Annotated in this window: 12 protein-coding genes; 8 read left to right on the top strand and 4 right to left on the bottom strand. The window is 67.3% G+C overall.

Translation table 11 applies throughout. The features are described from left to right. Positions 1-45: 45 nt before the first annotated feature. The 4 genes from ACSFBL_RS07905 to ACSFBL_RS07890 form a co-directional block, all read right to left on the bottom strand. Positions 46-1,662, bottom strand: a complete 1,617-nt coding sequence (locus ACSFBL_RS07905) for an indolepyruvate oxidoreductase subunit beta family protein (RefSeq protein ID WP_435515183.1) — start codon at positions 1,660-1,662, stop codon at positions 46-48. Positions 1,663-1,667: 5 nt separating this feature from the next. Further along, the gene (locus ACSFBL_RS07900) at positions 1,668-3,821 is read right to left on the bottom strand and encodes a thiamine pyrophosphate-dependent enzyme (protein ID WP_435515182.1); all 2,154 of its coding nucleotides are present in this window, start codon (positions 3,819-3,821) and stop codon (positions 1,668-1,670) included. A 93-nt stretch (positions 3,822-3,914) separates the two neighbouring features. Continuing rightward, complete coding sequence (locus ACSFBL_RS07895; protein WP_435515181.1) at positions 3,915-4,553, bottom strand: c-type cytochrome; 639 nt, start codon at positions 4,551-4,553, stop codon at positions 3,915-3,917. Further along, positions 4,550-5,743 (bottom strand): PQQ-dependent sugar dehydrogenase, encoded by a 1,194-nt coding sequence (locus ACSFBL_RS07890; RefSeq protein ID WP_435515180.1) that lies wholly within the window; start codon positions 5,741-5,743, stop codon positions 4,550-4,552. The genes ACSFBL_RS07895 and ACSFBL_RS07890 overlap by 4 nt, the downstream gene beginning before the upstream one ends. Before the next feature lie 84 nt (positions 5,744-5,827). Here ACSFBL_RS07890 and ACSFBL_RS07885 point away from each other — a divergent pair, with 84 nt between their 5' ends. From ACSFBL_RS07885 to ACSFBL_RS07850, 8 genes are all read left to right on the top strand, one after another. Next, positions 5,828-6,733 (top strand): LysR family transcriptional regulator, encoded by a 906-nt coding sequence (locus ACSFBL_RS07885; RefSeq protein WP_435515179.1) that lies wholly within the window; start codon positions 5,828-5,830, stop codon positions 6,731-6,733. Between the two features lie 228 nt (positions 6,734-6,961). Next, the gene (gene xdhA, locus ACSFBL_RS07880) at positions 6,962-8,545 is read left to right on the top strand and encodes a xanthine dehydrogenase small subunit (protein WP_435515178.1); all 1,584 of its coding nucleotides are present in this window, start codon (positions 6,962-6,964) and stop codon (positions 8,543-8,545) included. Between the two features lie 145 nt (positions 8,546-8,690). Next, on the top strand, positions 8,691-11,114 hold the full coding sequence (gene xdhB, locus ACSFBL_RS07875) for a xanthine dehydrogenase molybdopterin binding subunit (RefSeq protein ID WP_435515177.1): 2,424 nt from the start codon (positions 8,691-8,693) through the stop codon (positions 11,112-11,114). A gap of 65 nt (positions 11,115-11,179) precedes the next feature. Next, entirely contained in the window at positions 11,180-12,133 is a 954-nt protein-coding gene (locus ACSFBL_RS07870; protein WP_435515176.1) for a LysR family transcriptional regulator, read from the top strand. Positions 12,134-12,289: 156 nt separating this feature from the next. Then, positions 12,290-13,576, top strand: a complete 1,287-nt coding sequence (locus ACSFBL_RS07865; RefSeq protein ID WP_435515341.1) for an NCS2 family permease — start codon at positions 12,290-12,292, stop codon at positions 13,574-13,576. A 155-nt stretch (positions 13,577-13,731) separates the two neighbouring features. After that, on the top strand, positions 13,732-15,273 hold the full coding sequence (locus tag ACSFBL_RS07860) for an ABC transporter ATP-binding protein (protein WP_435515175.1): 1,542 nt from the start codon (positions 13,732-13,734) through the stop codon (positions 15,271-15,273). After that, entirely contained in the window at positions 15,266-16,417 is a 1,152-nt protein-coding gene (locus ACSFBL_RS07855) for an ABC transporter permease (RefSeq protein WP_435515174.1), read from the top strand. The genes ACSFBL_RS07860 and ACSFBL_RS07855 overlap by 8 nt, the downstream gene beginning before the upstream one ends. Further along, complete coding sequence (locus tag ACSFBL_RS07850; protein WP_435515173.1) at positions 16,417-17,337, top strand: ABC transporter permease; 921 nt, start codon at positions 16,417-16,419, stop codon at positions 17,335-17,337. Before ACSFBL_RS07855 ends, ACSFBL_RS07850 begins: the two co-directional genes overlap by 1 nt. Positions 17,338-17,370: the final 33 nt, after the last annotated feature.

Here is a 17,370-nt window from a genome sequence, read left to right as displayed (position 1 = left end):
TTTTCATAAGAGTCGTCGGCGCCGTAAATCGGCGTTTACCTTGAGTCAGCGTGCCGGTGTCGTGGACTGGGGCGGGCGCTTCATCCAGCGGATCGGCTGCGCCTTCACGGGACGCGGCGGCGCACCGTGGCGCACCAGCGCGGCATCGAGCGCGGTACCGGCCTCGTCCGCCAGCGCGGCTTCGCGCGCGGCGGCGATCGCCGACGCACGCGCCGAGGGTGAGGCGTCGGGCAAGGGCGCGATGGCGAGGTGGTCGATCACGTGCAGCAGGTTGTGCTTGCCACGCTCGTTGGTGCTGCCATAGCCCTTGATCAGGCGGCCGCACAGCGCGATCTCGTGGCCCAGCCGCCAGTCGGTGCGCGTCCCGCCGACCACGGCATCGAGCCATCGTCCGATCAGCGCCTGTTCCTCGGCAAAGCGATCCCCGCGCTTGCGCAACCACCGCAGCGAGGCCAGCAGGCGCAGCGATGCCATGCCCAGCACCGAATGACTGCCCACCTTGAGCGGCAACGCCCATGGCGTCTTGCGACGGCGGTCCCAGGCGGTCACGCGATGGGCGAGCGGGGCCGGCAGCAGGGCGGCGAACTCGGGGGCGCCCGGCTTGAAGTGGTCGTACACCTTGACGATGTCGTCGTCTCCGGCTTTCACCTCGTCGCGCACGCGCCGCGCCCGACTGGCCCGGCTCTTGAGTTCGGCCACGCGCACGATGTCGTCGAAGGCCATCCACAAGGCGAGCCAGCGGGCCATCTCGCGGGTGATCGCGAATGCTTCGGCGCCGGCAGGGTCGACGGTGCGTTCCGCGGCGAGCACCTGCTGCAGACGCTCCACGTACAGCATGGCGTAGTCCGCATCCTGGTAATCGAGCACGCGCGCATGGCCGAGCGCGAGCATGTCATGCACCGGTGGCGGAAACAGGCAGGCGACCGCTGGCGGCAAGGCTTGCCGAGGCGGCGTGTCGTTTGCATCGGTCGTCAGCAGGCCCGTGACCAGTGCGGCTTGCCGCCGGGGCGTGTCGACCGTGTCGAAGGCCTTGGCGAAGCCCCGCAGGCTCGCTTGCGCCGCCTTGCCGACCTTGTCGGGCGCGCTGGTGTCCCCGCCGCGTACCACGCGTTCGTACGCCTCGCGCGGAAACGGAAACAGCCCGCTGCCCGCAACGGCGCCGAGCATCACGGCACTGACGACCGTGCCGGCTTCTCGTGCCGCGCCGCCCATGTCGAACACGTGATGCTCCCGGCTGAAGGCCTTGACCACGTCGAGCAGCCGCTGCGCGTCGGCACGGCCATCCCCGGGCTGCATGCGTTCGGCCGTGGTGAGCGTGCGGCCGGACGACGTGATGACGAGAGTCCGCTCGGGCGAACTCATGCCGTTGCCGATCTGCCGCGTGGTCTCCAGCAACTCGGAGGAGACGATGGCGTCCAGCGCGCCCGGCACGGGGCTCAGGCTGAACACGGGCTTTCGTCCACCAAGTTCGGCCAATGGAACCGGAAACACCTCGACGTAGTAGGTGGTGGCACCCGTGCGCTGCGCGACGCCCGGGATGGAGGTGCTCTGCGCGGCGTAGCCGGCGTGGCGCGCGACGTCGACCAGCCACTCGGTCAGCACGCCGCCGCCTTCGCCGCCGAGGGCGCAGATCAGCAGGGTGATGGGTTGGGTGCGGTTCATCGTCGTCATGCGGGTTGGAGCGCACGCACCACGGCACCGCGCAGGCTGTGGATCAGGCGCTCATGCCACTTGGGGTTTTGCACGACCTCGGCGCGATAGAAACTGGGGCACAGCGTCGCCGCATGCGCATTGGCGCCGCAGAGTCCGCAGCCGACGCAGCCGTCGATCACGACCGCCACCGGATCGACCTTCAGTGGGTCCGGGTTGTCCTTGATCGTGAGCGTCGGGCAGCCCGACAGGCGGATGCAGGCATGGTCGCCGTTGCACACGTCCTCGTCGACGCCGTACTTCACGCGCACCACGCGTTCGCCTTTCTTCAGCAGGCTGGCAATCCAGGGCTTGATGCGGCGCTGGCGCTCGAGCTGGCATTCGCCCTCGGCGATGATGACCTTCAGGCCATTGAAGTCGCTCGTGAAAGCGTCGTTGAGCGTCTTGCGCATCCGGTCGACGTCGTAAGTGTGGACGGTGCGCCGCCATTGCACGCCGAGGCCCTTCAGCGTCGATTCGATGGTCTGGTTCTTGTCGACCAGGCTCTGCTGCTTGTCGACTGCGTGGGCCTTCACCTCGTCGTCGGGCGTGGAGATGATGTCCTGCGTGCCGGTGGCGGAGGTGTAGCCGTTCTTGAAGATCAGCAGCACCGCGTCGTCGCCGTTGAAGAGCGCGCTCTGCACGCCCGTCAGCAGGCCGTTGTGCCAGAAGCCGCCGTCGCCCATGATCGACAGCGCCCTGCGCTGCATCATCGGCGACACGCCAGCGCGGCTGGCGAGGCTCATGCCGTAGCCGAGGATCGAATGACCCATCGAGAAGGGCTCGAAGGTGCCGAAGGCGTGACAGCCGATGTCGGCCGCGATGTGCACCGGTCCGCTGTCCTGCTGCGCGAGCTTGAGTGCCGCGAAAACCGGGCGCTCGGGGCAGCCGATGCAGAAGCTCGGCGGGCGATTCGGCAACGGCGCCTCCAGCTTCGTCGCCACGGCGGCGCGGCGGTCGCGGTTGCCCGTGAGCCATCCCCTCGCCGAATCCTGCATGTGCTGGGGCAGGTAGCGTCCGGCGAACTGGCTCACGCCCGTCGCCAGCACCTCGACGCCGTATTCGCCTGCGGCCGGCAGCATGTCGCAGCCGTGCAGGGCCGTCTGGATGTCGCGGCGGCGCAGCAGGGTGGCGATCTCCTGCTCGATGTACTCGGGCTGCCCTTCCTCGACCACCAGCACGGCGCGCTTGCCCGCGCAGAAATCCGCGACTTCCTCGGGCACCAGCGGATAGGCGACGTTCAGCACCAGCAAGGGGATGTCGGTCGCGCCGAAGGCATCCGCCAGACCCAACTGCTGGAGGCTGCGGACGAGCGCGTTGTAGAGGCCGCCCTGCACCACGATGCCGAGGTCGGCATGCGTGCCTGGGATCAACTCGTTGAGACGGTGCTCGGCGATGTAGCGGCGCGCGGCCGGCAGCCGCTCCTCGCCCTTGAGTTTCTCGTGGCGGAAGGTCACGGGCGGGTGCGCGAGCCGCATGTAGTCGAAGCCGGCGGGCTCCGCCATCAGCGCGCGGGTGGAAACCGCCGGCGGCAGGTTGGCCTTGCATTCGAAGCTGCCGCGCACGTGGCAGGTGCGGATGCGCAACTCCATCATGCAAGGCATGTTCGAGTACTCGGACAGCCGAAAGCCGTGCTCCACCATGTTCACCATCACGCCCAGGTCGGGCCGGGGATCGAGCAGGCACATGCTGGACTTGAGCGCGTAGGCATGCGTGCGTTCCTGGATGACGGAGGCGCCTTCGCCGTAGTCCTCGCCGACCACGATCAGCACGCCGCCCTTGACGCCCGGCGACGAGAGGTTGGACAGCGCATCGGCCGCGACGTTGGTGCCGACGATCGACTTCCACGTCACTGCGCCGCGCAGGGGGTAGTGGATCGACGCGCCGAGCATCGCCGCCGCCGAGGCCTCGTTGGAGCAGGCCTCCACGTGCACACCCAACTCGTCCATGTAGGGCTTGGCCTGCACCATCACGTCGAGCAGGTGCGACACCGGCGCGCCCTGGTAGCCGCCGACATAGGCCACACCCGATTGCAGCAGCCCCTTGGTGATGGCGAGGATGCCTTCGCCATGAAAGGTGTCGCCCGCACCAAGGCGCAGTGCTTCGATTTCCTTGCTGAATGAGACTTCCAAGCTTCTTGACTCCGTGGGCCTGTTGTTGTCGTTGGGTCCGGGTGCGCGGAACCGGCGTCGCTCCTGGGCGCCGCCACCACTTGCGAACCGCGCCTATTTGGCGGGCGGCTTGGCGGGCGCGTCGGGGAAGCGCGCCACGTAGTAGGCGAGGGTGTCCAGGTCCTCCACGGGGATGCGGCTCACCGCTTCGCCCATCGCCTGCGTGTAGCCCGGGCGTTTGCCCGACTTGAACTCGCGCAGCGTCATCTGCAGGTAGTCCTCGCGTTGCTGTCCGATACGCGCCACCTGCTGACCGCCGCTCAGGTCGGCGCCGTGGCACATCACGCAGCGGTGTTCCTGCGCCAGTGCCTGGCCGCGGGCCATGCGCGCCGCGTCGGGCGGCGTGGCCGGCGTTGGGGCCGGTACCGGCGGCAAGGTGCCGATGTAGTCGGAAAAGCCGCGCAGATCCTTGTCGGTCATCGTCTTCGCGATCGCGGTCATGGCTTCGTTGCCGCGCCGGCCTTCACGGAACAGGAAGAGCTGCGTGATGGCATAGAAAGAATGCTGGCCCGCAAGCGCCGGCGTCCCGGGCATGTCGCTGCGTCCGTTCGCTCCATGGCAGGCCGCGCACAGCGATGCGTAGCGCTGCTGGTAGCTTTCGGTCGTGGGCTGACCCTGGGCGCCGGCCGGCAGCGCCGCAAGCCAGAGGAGCGCAGCGGCTGCGGGGATCGTCAGTCCTGCGCGTCCTCTCATTTGCCGTAGCTGATGCGATAGATCGCGCCGGCGTGGTCGTCGCTCACCAGCATCGAGCCGTCCTTGAGCACGAGGAAGTCGACGGGTCGGCCGAGGTAGGTGTTGTTCTCGACGAAGCCGGTCATGAAAGGCTCGACCCGGGCGCCGCCCTTGCCGTCAGGCCAGGCGACTGCGACGTCGGCGTACTTCTTCGTGCGGTTCCATGGGCCGTGCCGGGCAATGAACATCGCGCCCTGGTACTTGGCCGGGAACATCTTGCCGTTGTAGAAGGTCAGGCCCAGTCCGGCTGCATGCGGGCCGAGCAGCGCGGCGGGCTTGACGTAGTCGTCGCAGCTCTTGCCCCAGCCGAATTCGGCGTCGAGGATGTTGCCCTGGTGGCAATACGGGTAGCCGAAATGCTGGCCGACCTTCGTGACGTGGTTGAGTTCATCGTTGGGCAGGTCCTCGCTGAACCAGTCGCGGCCGTTGTCGGTGAACCAGAGATCGCCGGTCTTCGGATCGAAGTCGAAGCCGACCGTGTTGCGCACGCCTTGCGCGATCGTCTCGATGTTGCTGCCGTCGAGGTTCATGCGGAAGATCCGCGCGTGCCTTTCGTCAGGGTCGCAGAGGTTGCAGGGTGCGCCGACCGCGTAGTAGAGCTTGTCGTTGTGCACGCGCAGGTAGCGCCAGCTGTGGTCCTGGCCGCCGGGCAGCTTGTCGTTCAGAACCACCGGGGCGCCCAAGTTGTCCAGCTTGTCCTCGACGTTGTCGAACCGCAAGATCTTCGTGTTGGTGGCGAGGTAGAGCGAGCCCTTGTAGTACTCGATGCCGGTGGCGAACTCGGTCTTGTCGATGATGGTCTTGGGCTCGTGCTTGCCCTTCTCGGGAATCGCGTAGACCTTGTTGCCCACGAACAACGTGCTCACGAACACATTGCCCTTGGCCCCCTGCCGCAGTTCGCGCGCGTCGAGCACGCCCGATGCCCAGGTCTCGACCTTGAAGCCGGGCGGGACCTTGAGCTTGCTCGTCGGCAACTGATCGGCCGCGGTCGGAATCGGAAACGCCGGCACCGGTGCCAGTCGGTTGGCAGCTTCGGTCTTGGGGCGGCCCTTCGCCCAACCGGGCTCATCGGCCGGTGGTTGCTGGGCCCAGGCGGCCGTCGCCGCACAGAGCAGGGCGGCGATTGCCGCATACGGACGGATCTTTGCCATGTCGTGTCTCCTTCTCGTTGTAGGTCGGCTCGCAGTTTGCGGGTGCGGCGACGCGCTTTCAATAAGATAATCAAGCTAAGCGACATGAATACCATGCATATTGATGCCATCGACCTGAACCTGCTCCGGCTGTTCGACGCCGTGTACCGCGCCCGCAACGTGAGCCGGGCGGCCGACGCGCTCGGGCTCACGCAGCCGGCCGCCAGCCACGGGCTGGGGCGGCTCCGCCTGCTGCTGCAGGACGCGCTTTTCACCCGCGCGCCGGGCGGCGTGGCGCCGACGCCGCGTGCCGAGCGCCTGGCGGTGGCGGTGCAGTCGGCATTGAGCACCCTCGAAGTGGCCCTCAGCGAGCCCGATCGCTTCGATCCTGCCGCGTCGCGCAAGACTTTCCGCATCCACATGAGCGACATCGGCGAAGGCCGCTTCCTTCCGGGCCTGATGGCGCGCCTGGGCGAACTGGCGCCCGGCGTGCGGCTGGAGACGTCGCCGCTGCAGCCTACAGAGATTGCGCCGGCGCTCGACGGCGGCCGGATCGACTTCGCCTTCGGCTTCCTGCCCAAGGTGGGGGACACGCAGCGCGTCATGCTGCTCAAGGACCGCTACATCGTGCTGCTGCGCAAGGGCCATCCCTTTGCCCGCTCGCGTCGAGCGGGCCCGGCCCTGCTGGAAGCCCTCCAAAAGCTGGAGTACGTCGCCGTCCGCACCCATGCGGAGACGCTGCGCATCCTCCAGTTGATGAACCTCGAAGACCGCGTGCGGTTGACGACCGAGCACTTCATGGTCCTGCCCGCCATCGTGCGCGCGACCGACCTCGCCGTGGTGATGCCCCGCAACATCGCGCGCGGGTTCGCGGAAGAGGGCGGCTACGCCATCGTCGAGCCGGCCTTTCCGCTGCGGGATTTCACCGTCTCGCTGCACTGGAGCAAACGCTTCGAGGCGGATCCGGCGAACCGGTGGCTCAGGCAGGTGATCAGGGACCTGTTCGCGTAATGGCCGAGGCTGACTGAACTGCGCCAGCATGCACAAGCCGCCGTCAGGCGGCTTTTTTCATGGCGCGCCGGGCCTGCAAGGCTGTCCGCGACGCAAGGGTTTTCCCCAGCGTCGCATACCGGCCACCACATAGCCGATATGGGCACACCCGTATGCACGCACCCCCTTAAAGGACTAACTTCCAGTTGGCCCGATTTTTGATCGCCATAACGCATTTGCCCCACGAGCATGAGCATGACCCCGAGCACCCAACCCATCCGCTTCTTCCACCGCGGCCGGATCGTCGACGTCAGCGGCGTGCATCCGACCCGTTCGGTGCTCGACTGGCTGCGCGAGGACGCCCGCTGCACCGGCACCAAGGAGGGATGCAACGAGGGCGATTGCGGTGCATGCACCGTGGTGATCGGCGAACTGGCCGACAAAGGCGAGAAGGGTGCGGTCGGCGGGCTGCGGCTCTCGACGGTCAATGCCTGCATCCAGTTCCTGCCGACGCTGCACGGAAAGGCGCTGTTCACCGTCGAGGATCTCAAGGCCCAGTGCGGCCACGGCCATGACGCGCGGCAGCACGACAAGCACCCGGTGCAGCGGCTGCATCCGGTGCAGCAGGCGATGGTCGACTGTCACGGCTCGCAATGCGGCTTCTGCACGCCGGGCTTCGTGATGTCGCTGTGGTCCACCTACGAACACCACCAGGCAGGCGGCACCCGGCCCACGCGCCAGCAGCTGGCCGACGATCTCTCGGGCAACCTCTGCCGCTGCACCGGCTACCGGCCGATCCTCGACGCCGGCCAGCGCATGTTCGACCTGCCCGACGTCCGCCTCGAAACGCAGCCCGTGGTGGATGCGCTGGCCAGCCTGCGGCACGACCAGACCTTTGACTACGCCGCTCCCCTGGGGCAGCGGCTGGACCACTTCCATGCGCCGACCACGCTGGCCGAACTCGCCGCGCTGCGCGAAGCCAAGCCGACGGCGCAGTTGCTGGCCGGTTCGACCGACGTCGGCCTCTGGGTCAACAAGCAGTTCCGCGACCTCGGCGACATCATCTTCGTGGGCGACGTGACCGAGATGAAGACGATCGAGGAGCGCGGCGACGGGCTCTACATCGGCGCCGGCGCCTCGCTCGAGAACGCCTTCAGCGCGCTGACCCGGCGCGTGCCGAGCCTCACGGACGTGTGGCTGCGTTTCGCGTCGCCGCCGATCCGCAATGCCGGCACCATGGGCGGCAACGTCGCCAACGGCTCGCCGATCGGCGACTCGCCGCCCGTGCTGATGGCGCTGGACGCCGAGATCGAATTGCGCCGTGGCGACAAGATTCGCCGCATGCCGCTTCCCGATTTCTACGTCGACTACATGAAGAACCGCCTCGAGCCCGGCGAGTTCGTGCAGGGACTGTCGATCCCGCTGGCTGCGCTGAAGCGCCAGATCCGCTCCTACAAGATCAGCAAGCGCTTCGACTGCGACATCTCGGCGCTGTGCGCCGGCTTCGCGGTTTCGCTGGACGGCGAGGTGGTCAAGGAGATCCGCCTTGCCTTCGGCGGCATGGCCGCGACGGTGAAGCGTGCCGCGCAGGCCGAGGCCGCGCTGGTCGGCAAACCCTGGTCGCAGGCCAGCGTGAACGCCGCCAAGCTCGCGCTGGCACAGGACTTCAAGCCGCTGACCGACATGCGTGCGAGCGCGGACTACCGCCTGCAGGTGGCGCAGAACCTGCTGCAGCGCCTGTGGCTGGAGACGCGCACGACCGACCCGCTGCCGGTGGAAGCTACCAGCGTCTGGAGCGTGATGCCCCACGAGACGACTGTCGAAGGAGCCTGAACATGGAGCACACCCCCAGGCTCGCCCACTTCGTGTGGCCGCCCACCCCCTTGCAGGGGGCAACACCTGCGGCCCGGCAAAGCCGGTTCCGCGGTATTTCGCGGTCGGGCCTTCTTGACCCTCATGCAGCAATGGAGCAATAGACATGAACAAGCCACTAGACCCCAGCCTGTTCAAGTCGGCCGAGGCCTTTGCCGACTACCTGACCAACGCCGCGGCGCGCATCGACGAGCGTGCCGAGGCCAAGGCGCACGGTGATGGCGCGCGTGTCGGCATCAGCCGGCCGCACGAGTCGGCGCAGTTGCATGTGGCCGGCGAAGCGACCTACATCGACGACATTCCCGAACTCGCCGGCACGCTGCACTGCGCACTGGGCCTGTCGCCCGTGGCCAATGGCGTGCTGAAGGACATGAAGCTCGACGCCATTCGCGCCATGCCTGGCGTGGTGGCGGTGCTCACGGCGGCCGACATTCCGGGCAGCAACGATTGCGGATCGATCATTCACGACGACCCGATCCTGTGCAGCGGCGAGATCCGCTACCTGGGCCAGCCGGTCTTCGCGGTCGTTGCCGAAACGCGCGATGCCGCGCGCCGCGCCGCCGCCCGCGCCAAGGGCGCCCTCGACATCGAGGCCGCGCCGCCCGTGCTCACGCCGCAGGAGGCGCATGCAAAGGAACAGTACGTGGTGCCGCCGATGCACCTCGTGCGCGCCACGAACGAGGGCGGCGCCCAGGCCGCGATCGCGAAGGCGCCGCACCGGCTCAAGGCCGAGCTCGACGTCGGCGGCCAGGAGCAGTTCTACCTGGAAGGCCAGATCAGCTACGCCATCCCGAAAGAGGGCGGCACGATGCACGTGTACTGCTCGACGCAGCATCCGAGCGAGATGCAGCACCTGGTGGCGCACGCCCTGCACCTGCACGCGAACGAGGTGCACGTCGAATGCCGTCGCATGGGCGGCGGCTTCGGCGGCAAGGAATCGCAGTCCGCGCTCTTCGCCTGCGTGGCATCGGTGGCGGCCAACAAGCTCAAGCGCCCCGTCAAGCTGCGGCTGGATCGCGACGACGACTTCATGATCACCGGCCGGCGCCATTGCTTCTGGTACGAATACGAAGTCGGCTACGACGACGAAGGGCGCATCCTCGGCGCCGAGATCACGATGGTCTCGCGCGCCGGCCACTCGGCCGATCTGTCAGGCCCGGTGATGACGCGGGCGCTGTGCCACTTCGACAACGCCTACTGGCTGCCGGATGTGTCGATGCACGGCTTCTCGGGCAAGACCAACACGCAGAGCAATACGGCCTTCCGCGGCTTCGGCGGCCCGCAGGGCGCGATCGCGATCGAGAACATCCTCGACAGCGTGGCGCGCGAACTCGGGCGCGATCCGCTGGACGTGCGGCGCGTCAACTTCTACGGCAAGGGCGAGAACAACGTCACGCCCTACGGCCAGCTCGTGAGCGACAACATCATTCACGAGCTGGTGGCCGACCTCGAAGCGAGCAGCGACTACCGCGCGCGCCGCGAAGACATCGCCGCGTTCAACGCGAAAAGCCCGGTGCTCAAGCGCGGCATCGCGCTGGCGCCGCTGAAGTTCGGCATCTCCTTCAACGTCAAGCATTTCAACCAGGCCGGCGCGCTGGTCCACGTCTACACCGACGGCTCGATCCTCGTGAACCACGGCGGCACCGAGATGGGCCAAGGCCTCAACACCAAGGTGGCGCAGGTGGTCGCGCACGAACTGGGCGTGAGCTTCGAGAGCGTGAGGGTCACGGCGACCGACACGCAGAAAGTCGCCAACACCTCTGCCACCGCCGCGTCGACCGGCGCCGACCTGAACGGCAAGGCCGCGCAAGACGCGGCGCGCCAGATCCGCGAACGCCTCGCGGCCTGCGCCGCGGCGCGCCATGGCGGCGAAGCCTCGGCGGTGCGCTTTGCCAACGACAAGGTCGAGGTCAACGGCCGCACGCTCTCCTTCAGCAGCATCGTGGGTGAGGCCTATCTCGATCGCGTGCAGCTGTGGTCCGACGGCTTCTACGCCACCCCCGGCCTGAGCTGGGACAAGGACAAGATGTTCGGCCGCCCGTTCTTCTACTACGCGTACGGCGCGGCGGTCAGCGAGGTGATCGTCGACACGCTCACCGGCGAATGGAAGCTGCTGCGCGCGGACATCCTGCACGACGCCGGCAAGTCGCTGAACCCGGCGGTCGACATCGGCCAGGTCGAAGGCGCCTTCATCCAGGGCATGGGCTGGCTCACGACCGAAGAGCTCGTGTGGCATCCCAAGACCGGGCTGCTGACCACGCACGCGCCCAGCACCTACAAGATCCCGACGGCCAACGATTGCCCGCCGGTGTTCAACGTGCGGCTGTTCGAGGGCCAGAACTTCGAAGACTCGATCCATCGCAGCAAGGCCGTCGGCGAGCCACCGCTGTTGCTGCCCTTCTCGGTGTTCTTCGCGATCCGCGATGCGGTGTCGGCCGTGGGTGACCACAAGTCCGATCCGCCGCTGCGCGCACCGGCCACGAGCGAGTCGATTCTCCGCGCGATCACCGCGGTGCAGAACGCCGCCTGAGGGCACCTCCATGTGAATGCAGCGCTGTATAACTGCCCGCACATTTCAGACCACGGTGGGCAGCTATGAGAGACCAAGCGCTTCTAGACAAGATCGATCTTCATCTCATCAGGGTTCTTCACACCGTGTTGACCGACCGAAGCGTCTCGCGTGCCGCCATCCGATTGGGGATGTACCAGCCCGCCGTTTCCGCAGCCCTCAAGCGGCTGCGCGAGCTGTCGGGCGACCCGTTGCTGGTGCGCTCCGGCTCCGGCATGGTGCCGACCGATGCGGGCCTGCGGATGATCGAACCCGCGGCGGCCATCCTGCGCTCGGCCGAGGTGCTGTTCAGCGATGCGCGCGGCTTCGATCCGCAGACGGCGGCGACCACCTTCCGCATCGCCGCGAGCGACTACATGGACCCGATCTTCCTGCCGCAGTTGGTCGCGCAGATCAAGAGCCAGGCGCCGCTGTGCCACATCGAGATCCATCCGCTGACTTCCGATTCCGACTACCACGCGCATCTCTCGCTCGGGCAGGTCGACGTGGTCATCGGCAACTGGCTGAAGCCGCCGGAAGACCTGCACATGGCGCGACTCTTCGGCGACGAGATCGTCTCGCTGGTCAACAAGGACCATCCGGCCGTGCGCCGCGGCTGGGACCTGGAGAGCTGGCTGGCGGCCGAGCACATCGCGCCGACGCCGACCCATCCGGGCGCGCGCGGGATCATCGACCAGATGCTCGACGAGATGGGCCGCCAGCGGAACATCACGGCGCGCTGCGCGCACTTCGGCCTCATCCCCGACATGGTGGCGTCGAGCCTGCTGGTGCTGACCACCGGCCGCCAGTATTGCGAGCGCTTCCTCGACCGGCTGCCGGTCGCGATCCTCGAATGCCCGGTGCCGCTGCCGCGCCTCATGTACTACCAGCTCTGGCATGAACGCACCCATTCGTCGAGCTCGGCGCGCTGGCTGCGCGAGCGGGCGAAGGCAGTGGCGGCTTCGCTGCGGCCCCAGGCGGCGCAGGGCGGCCCCGAATAGATTGATCTCGCGCCGGCGTCGCGAGCCAAGACAGACAACGCCATCGATCCATAAAGACTCGGAGACAAGACGATGAACCGGACAGAACAAGTGCTCGACATCAAGGAGCACGGCGCGCCAGCGCAAGCCACGGCCTCGACGGGCTGGGCAGAACGGATGTTCAAGCTCAGGGAGCACAACACCACCATCCGCACCGAACTGGTGGCGGGCCTCACCACCTTCCTGACGATGGCCTACATCATCTTCGTCAACCCGTCGATCCTCGGCGACGCGGGCATGCCGAAGGACGCGGTCTTCGTCGCCACCTGCCTGATCGCCGCGCTGGGCACGGGCATCATGGCCCTCTACGCGAACTACCCGATCGCGCTGGCGCCGGGCATGGGACTCAACGCCTACTTCGCCTACGTGGTCGTGCTGCAGATGGGCTTCACCTGGCAGGCGGCGCTCGGGGCGGTGTTCGTCTCGGGTTGCCTGTTCCTGCTGGTCACGGTGTTCAAGCTGCGGGAGCTGATCATCCGCGGCATACCGCATTCGATCCGCATCGCGATCACGGTCGGCATCGGGCTCTTCCTCGCGATCATCGCGCTCAAGAGCGCGGGCATCGTCGCGCCGTCGAAGGCCACCTACGTCACGCTGGGCGACCTGCACACGCCGCAGGTCGTGCTGGCGACGCTGGGCTTCTTCCTGATCGTGGTGCTCGACCGGCTCAAGGTGCCTGGCGCGATCCTGATCGGCATCGTCGGGGTCACGGTGCTGTCCTTCTTCTTCGGCGGCAACACCTTCCACGGCATTTTCGCGGCACCGCCGTCGATCGCGCCGACCTTCCTGCAGCTCGACATCAAGGCCGCGCTGTCGGGCGGCATCCTGAACGTGATCCTGGTCTTCTTCCTGGTCGAACTGTTCGATGCCACCGGCACGCTGATGGGCGTGGCCCGTCGCGCCGGCCTGCTGGTGCCGGGCAAGATGGACCGGCTCAACAAGGCGCTGCTGGCCGACAGCGGTGCGATCTTCGCGGGTTCGCTGCTGGGCACCTCCAGCACGACCGCCTATGTGGAGAGCGCGGCGGGCGTGCAGGCCGGCGGACGCACGGGCCTCACGGCGCTGACGGTGGCGGTGCTGTTCCTCGCGGCGCTGGTCATTTCCCCCCTGGCCGGCGCGGTGCCGGCCTATGCCACCGCACCCGCCCTGTTCTTCGTGGCCTGTTTGATGCTTAGGGAATTGACCGAACTCGATTGGGACGAAACGACCGAGGTCATCCCGGCTGCCGTGACGGCGCTGACGATGCCTTTCACGTATTCCATCGCCAACGGCCTGGCGTTCGGCTTCATCACCTATGCGGTGCTGAAGCTGTTCACCGGCCAGGCCAAGCAGGTGCACTGGATGGTGTGGCTGATCGGCGGCGTGTTCCTCTTCAAGTTCATCTACATCGGCGGAGGATCATGAGTACACCCCCAGGCTTCGCGCACTTCGTGTCGCTGCGCCTACCCCCTCGCCGGGGGCAACACCGGCGGCCCGGCAAAGCCGGTTCCGCGGTGTTTCTGGATGTGAGCGGCCCTGATTCGGGGTTGTAATACGCGCATGAAACGGCAGGCACAGCCATGACAATCCACAGGTTACAACTCGCGCACATCACCAAGCGTTATCCAGCGGTCGTCGCCAACAGCGATGTCTCGCTGACGGTCGAACCCGGTGAGACCCACGCCGTCCTCGGCGAGAACGGGGCCGGCAAGTCCACGCTGATGAAGATCATCTACGGCTCGGTCAAGCCGGACGAGGGCAGCGTGATGTTCAACGGCCAGGCGGTCAATGTTCGCAATCCGCAGGAGGCGCGGGCGCTGGGCATCAGCATGGTGTTCCAGCACTTCAGCCTCTTCGATACGCTGACCGTGGCCGAGAACGTCTGGCTCGGCCTCGACAAGAGCCTGGCCTTGGCCGAAGTGGCGCGCCGGGTTCAGGCCAAGGCCGGCGAGTACGGGCTGGACATCGACCCCTCGCGGCCGGTCCATACGCTGTCGGTCGGCGAGATGCAGCGCGTCGAGATCATCCGCGCGCTGCTGACCGACCCGAAGCTGCTGATCCTCGACGAGCCGACCTCGGTGCTGACGCCGCAGGCGGTGCAGAAGCTCTTCGTCGTGCTCAAGAAGCTGGCCTCCGAGGGATGTAGCATCCTCTACATCAGCCACAAGCTGCACGAGATCCGCGAGCTGTGCACGGCGTGCACGGTGCTGCGCGGCGGCAAGGTGACGGGGGTGTGCAATCCGCAGAACGAATCGAACGAGTCGCTGTCGCGCCTGATGATCGGCGCCGAGCCGCCGCCGCTGACGCACCGGCCGATTCACGCGGGTGCCGTGGCGCTGCAGGTCAAGGGCCTGTCGCTGGCGCGCGAGGACCAGTTCGGCGTCGACCTCGACGGCATCTCGCTCGACGTGCGCGCGGGCGAGGTGGTGGGCATCGCGGGCGTGTCGGGCAACGGCCAGAAGGAATTGCTTTACGCGCTCTCGGGCGAGGACATCCGCGCCGAGGCGCCGATGATCCAGGTGTTCGGCCAGCCGGCCGCGCATTTCAGGCCGCGCAGGCGGCGGGCGCTGGGGCTGCATTTCGTTCCGGAAGAGCGGTTGGGCCGCGGCGCGGTGCCGACGCTCGGCCTGGCGCACAACCTGCTGCTCACGCGCAGCAACGCAGTCGGCAAGGGCGGCTGGATCCGCACCCGCGCGCTGCAGCAGCATGCGAGCGACATCATCCAGCGCTTCAACGTCAAGGCGGGTGGGCCCAACGCGGCGGCGCGCTCGCTGTCGGGCGGCAACCTGCAGAAGTTCATCGTCGGCCGCGAGATCGACGCGAACCCGAAGATCTTCATCGTCTCGCAGCCGACCTGGGGCGTGGACGTGGGTGCTGCGGCGCTCATCCGTGGCGAGATCCTCGCGCTGCGCGATGCGGGTTGCGCCGTGCTCGTGGTGAGCGAGGAGCTCGACGAACTCTTCGAGATCAGCGACCGTCTCTACGTGATCGCCAAGGGCAGGCTCTCGCCTTCGATCGATCGCGCCGCGGCCACCGTGCCGCAGATCGGCGAGTGGATGAGCGGCCTGTGGGACAAGTCGCATCACGCCGCCACGGCGTCTCCGGAGGTGGCCCATGCTTAAGCTCGAACCCCGCCCGCAGCTGTCGCGCTTCTGGAGCTACGGCTCGCCGATCCTGGCGCTGCTGGTCACGGTCGTGATCGGCATGGTGCTCTTCGCGCTGCTGGGGAAAGACCCGGTCAAGGGACTCGCGGTCTTCTTCTGGGAGCCGATCAAGAGCGGCTATGCACTGGGCGAACTGATGGTCAAGGCGACGCCGCTGCTGATCATCGCGCTCGGCCTGGCGGTGTGCTTCCGCGCCAACGTGTGGAACATCGGCGCCGAAGGCCAGTTCGTGTTCGGCGCCATCGCGGCCGGCGGTGTCGCCTTGCTGGCCGACAAGACCACCGGCGGCTGGATCGTGGCGGCCATCCTGGTCGCCGGCATCCTGGGCGGCATGGTGTGGGCCGGCATCGTCGCGTTCCTGCGCGACAAGTTCAATGCCAATGAGATCCTGGTCAGCCTGATGCTGGTGTACGTCGCGACGCTGCTGCTGGGCTACATGGTCTACGGCCCATGGAAGGACCCGCACGGCTACAACTTTCCGCAGACCAAGACCTTCGAGGCGGTGACGCAGATTCCGCGTCTGCTCAAGGGGTCGCGCGTAAGCATCGGGCTGCTGATCGCGCTGGTCGGTTCGGCGGCGCTGTGGGTATTTCTCTTCCGCACGCGTGCGGGTTTCGCGCAGCAGGTCGGCGGACTTGCGCCGGCGGCGGCACGCTACGCCGGCTTCTCGGCGCGGCGCGCGGTGTGGATCGCGCTGCTGACTTCGGGCGGCGCGGCGGGTCTGGCCGGTGCGCTTGAAGTGGCGGGCCCGATCGGCCAGCTCAATCCCTACGTGCCGGCCGGTTACGGCTTTGCCGCGATCATCGTGGCCTTCGTCGGGCGGCTGCATCCGGTAGGGATGGTCTTCTCGGCGATCCTGATGAGCATGTTCTACATCGGCGGCGAGTTGGCGCAGTCACGGCTCGGGTTGCCGAAATCGCTGACGGGCGTGTTCCAGGGGCTGCTGCTGTTCACGCTGCTGGCGTGCGACACGCTGATTGCGTACCGCATCCGGCGCAAGTCGGCGCCCAAAGTCGTCGCGGCCACACCGGGCACCTCTTCGCTGCAAGTCAGCACGCCTCTTACCGCACCCGTCGCCCGTCCCACAGAAGGAGCTGCTTGATGGAATCCTATGCACTCCTCTTAGGATCGACGCTCAGCGCCGGCACGGTGCTCGCCATCGCGGCGCTGGGCCTGCTGATCAACGAGAAGTCCGGCATCGTGAACCTCGGGGCCGAAGGCATCATGCTGTGCGCGGCCATCGCCGGTTTCGCGACGGTCGTGACCACGCGCAACCACTGGCTCGGCTTCGTGGCCGGCATGGCGGCCGGCGCTTTGCTGTCGGCCTTCTTCGGCGTGCTGGTGATCTGGCTCAACACCAACCAGTACGCGACCGGGCTGGCGCTGAGCCTCTTCGGCGTCGGCTTCTCGGCCTTCGTGGGCATCAACTTCGTGCAGGCCAAGCTGCCGGAGAGCGTGTCGTACGCGCTGCCGGTGCTCGGCGACATCCCGCTCGTGGGGCCGGCGCTGTTCAGGCATCACCCGATGGTGTATTTCGCGGTGCTGCTCACGTTCGGGCTGATCTGGTTCCTCTACCGCACGCGCGCCGGGCTGGTGCTGCGCTCGGTGGGCGAATCGCCGGAGTCATCGCACGCGCTGGGCTATCCGGTGCGGCGCATCCGCTTCATGGCGGTGGTCACGGGCGGGGCGCTGTGCGGGCTGGCGGGGGCGTACCTGTCGACCGTCTACACGCCGCTGTGGGTGGAAGGCATGGTGGCCGGCCGTGGCTGGATCGCGCTGGCGCTCACCACTTTCGCGACCTGGCGTCCGATTCGCGTGCTGCTCGGCGCGTACCTGTTCGGCGGTGTCTCGATGCTGGGCTTTCACCTGCAGAGCACCGGGGTCAACGTGCCCAGCCAGTTCCTGAGCATGCTGCAATACATCGCGCCGATCATCGTGCTGGCGCTGATCTCGCGCAACCCGGCCTTCATCCGCGTGAACATGCCGGCTTCCATCGGAAAACCGTTCTACCCCGGCTCATAATCGCGTTTGGTTTCGTTTTGTTTCTTCGCCAAC

The sequence above is a fragment of the Variovorax glacialis genome (genome assembly GCF_051216375.1).
GTDB lineage: Bacteria > Pseudomonadota > Gammaproteobacteria > Burkholderiales > Burkholderiaceae_C > Variovorax.
This window is presented reverse-complemented; position numbering and strand designations above follow the sequence as displayed.

What these genes read in the sequence shown, in the direction of transcription:
- ACSFBL_RS07855 (WP_435515174.1), top strand. Translation starts at nt 15,266, where the DNA reads ATGCTTAAGCTCGAACCCCGCCCGCAGCTGTCGCGCTTCTGGAGCTAC.
- ACSFBL_RS07885 (WP_435515179.1), top strand. Translation starts at nt 5,828, where the DNA reads ATGAATACCATGCATATTGATGCCATCGACCTGAACCTGCTCCGGCTG.
- ACSFBL_RS07850 (WP_435515173.1), top strand. Translation starts at nt 16,417, where the DNA reads ATGGAATCCTATGCACTCCTCTTAGGATCGACGCTCAGCGCCGGCACG.
- ACSFBL_RS07865 (WP_435515341.1), top strand. Translation starts at nt 12,290, where the DNA reads ATGTTCAAGCTCAGGGAGCACAACACCACCATCCGCACCGAACTGGTG.
- xdhA (WP_435515178.1), top strand. Translation starts at nt 6,962, where the DNA reads ATGAGCATGACCCCGAGCACCCAACCCATCCGCTTCTTCCACCGCGGC.
- ACSFBL_RS07890 (WP_435515180.1), bottom strand. Translation starts at nt 5,743, where the DNA reads ATGGCAAAGATCCGTCCGTATGCGGCAATCGCCGCCCTGCTCTGTGCG.
- ACSFBL_RS07860 (WP_435515175.1), top strand. Translation starts at nt 13,732, where the DNA reads ATGACAATCCACAGGTTACAACTCGCGCACATCACCAAGCGTTATCCA.
- ACSFBL_RS07905 (WP_435515183.1), bottom strand. Translation starts at nt 1,662, where the DNA reads ATGAACCGCACCCAACCCATCACCCTGCTGATCTGCGCCCTCGGCGGC.
- ACSFBL_RS07895 (WP_435515181.1), bottom strand. Translation starts at nt 4,553, where the DNA reads ATGAGAGGACGCGCAGGACTGACGATCCCCGCAGCCGCTGCGCTCCTC.
- xdhB (WP_435515177.1), top strand. Translation starts at nt 8,691, where the DNA reads ATGAACAAGCCACTAGACCCCAGCCTGTTCAAGTCGGCCGAGGCCTTT.
- ACSFBL_RS07870 (WP_435515176.1), top strand. Translation starts at nt 11,180, where the DNA reads ATGAGAGACCAAGCGCTTCTAGACAAGATCGATCTTCATCTCATCAGG.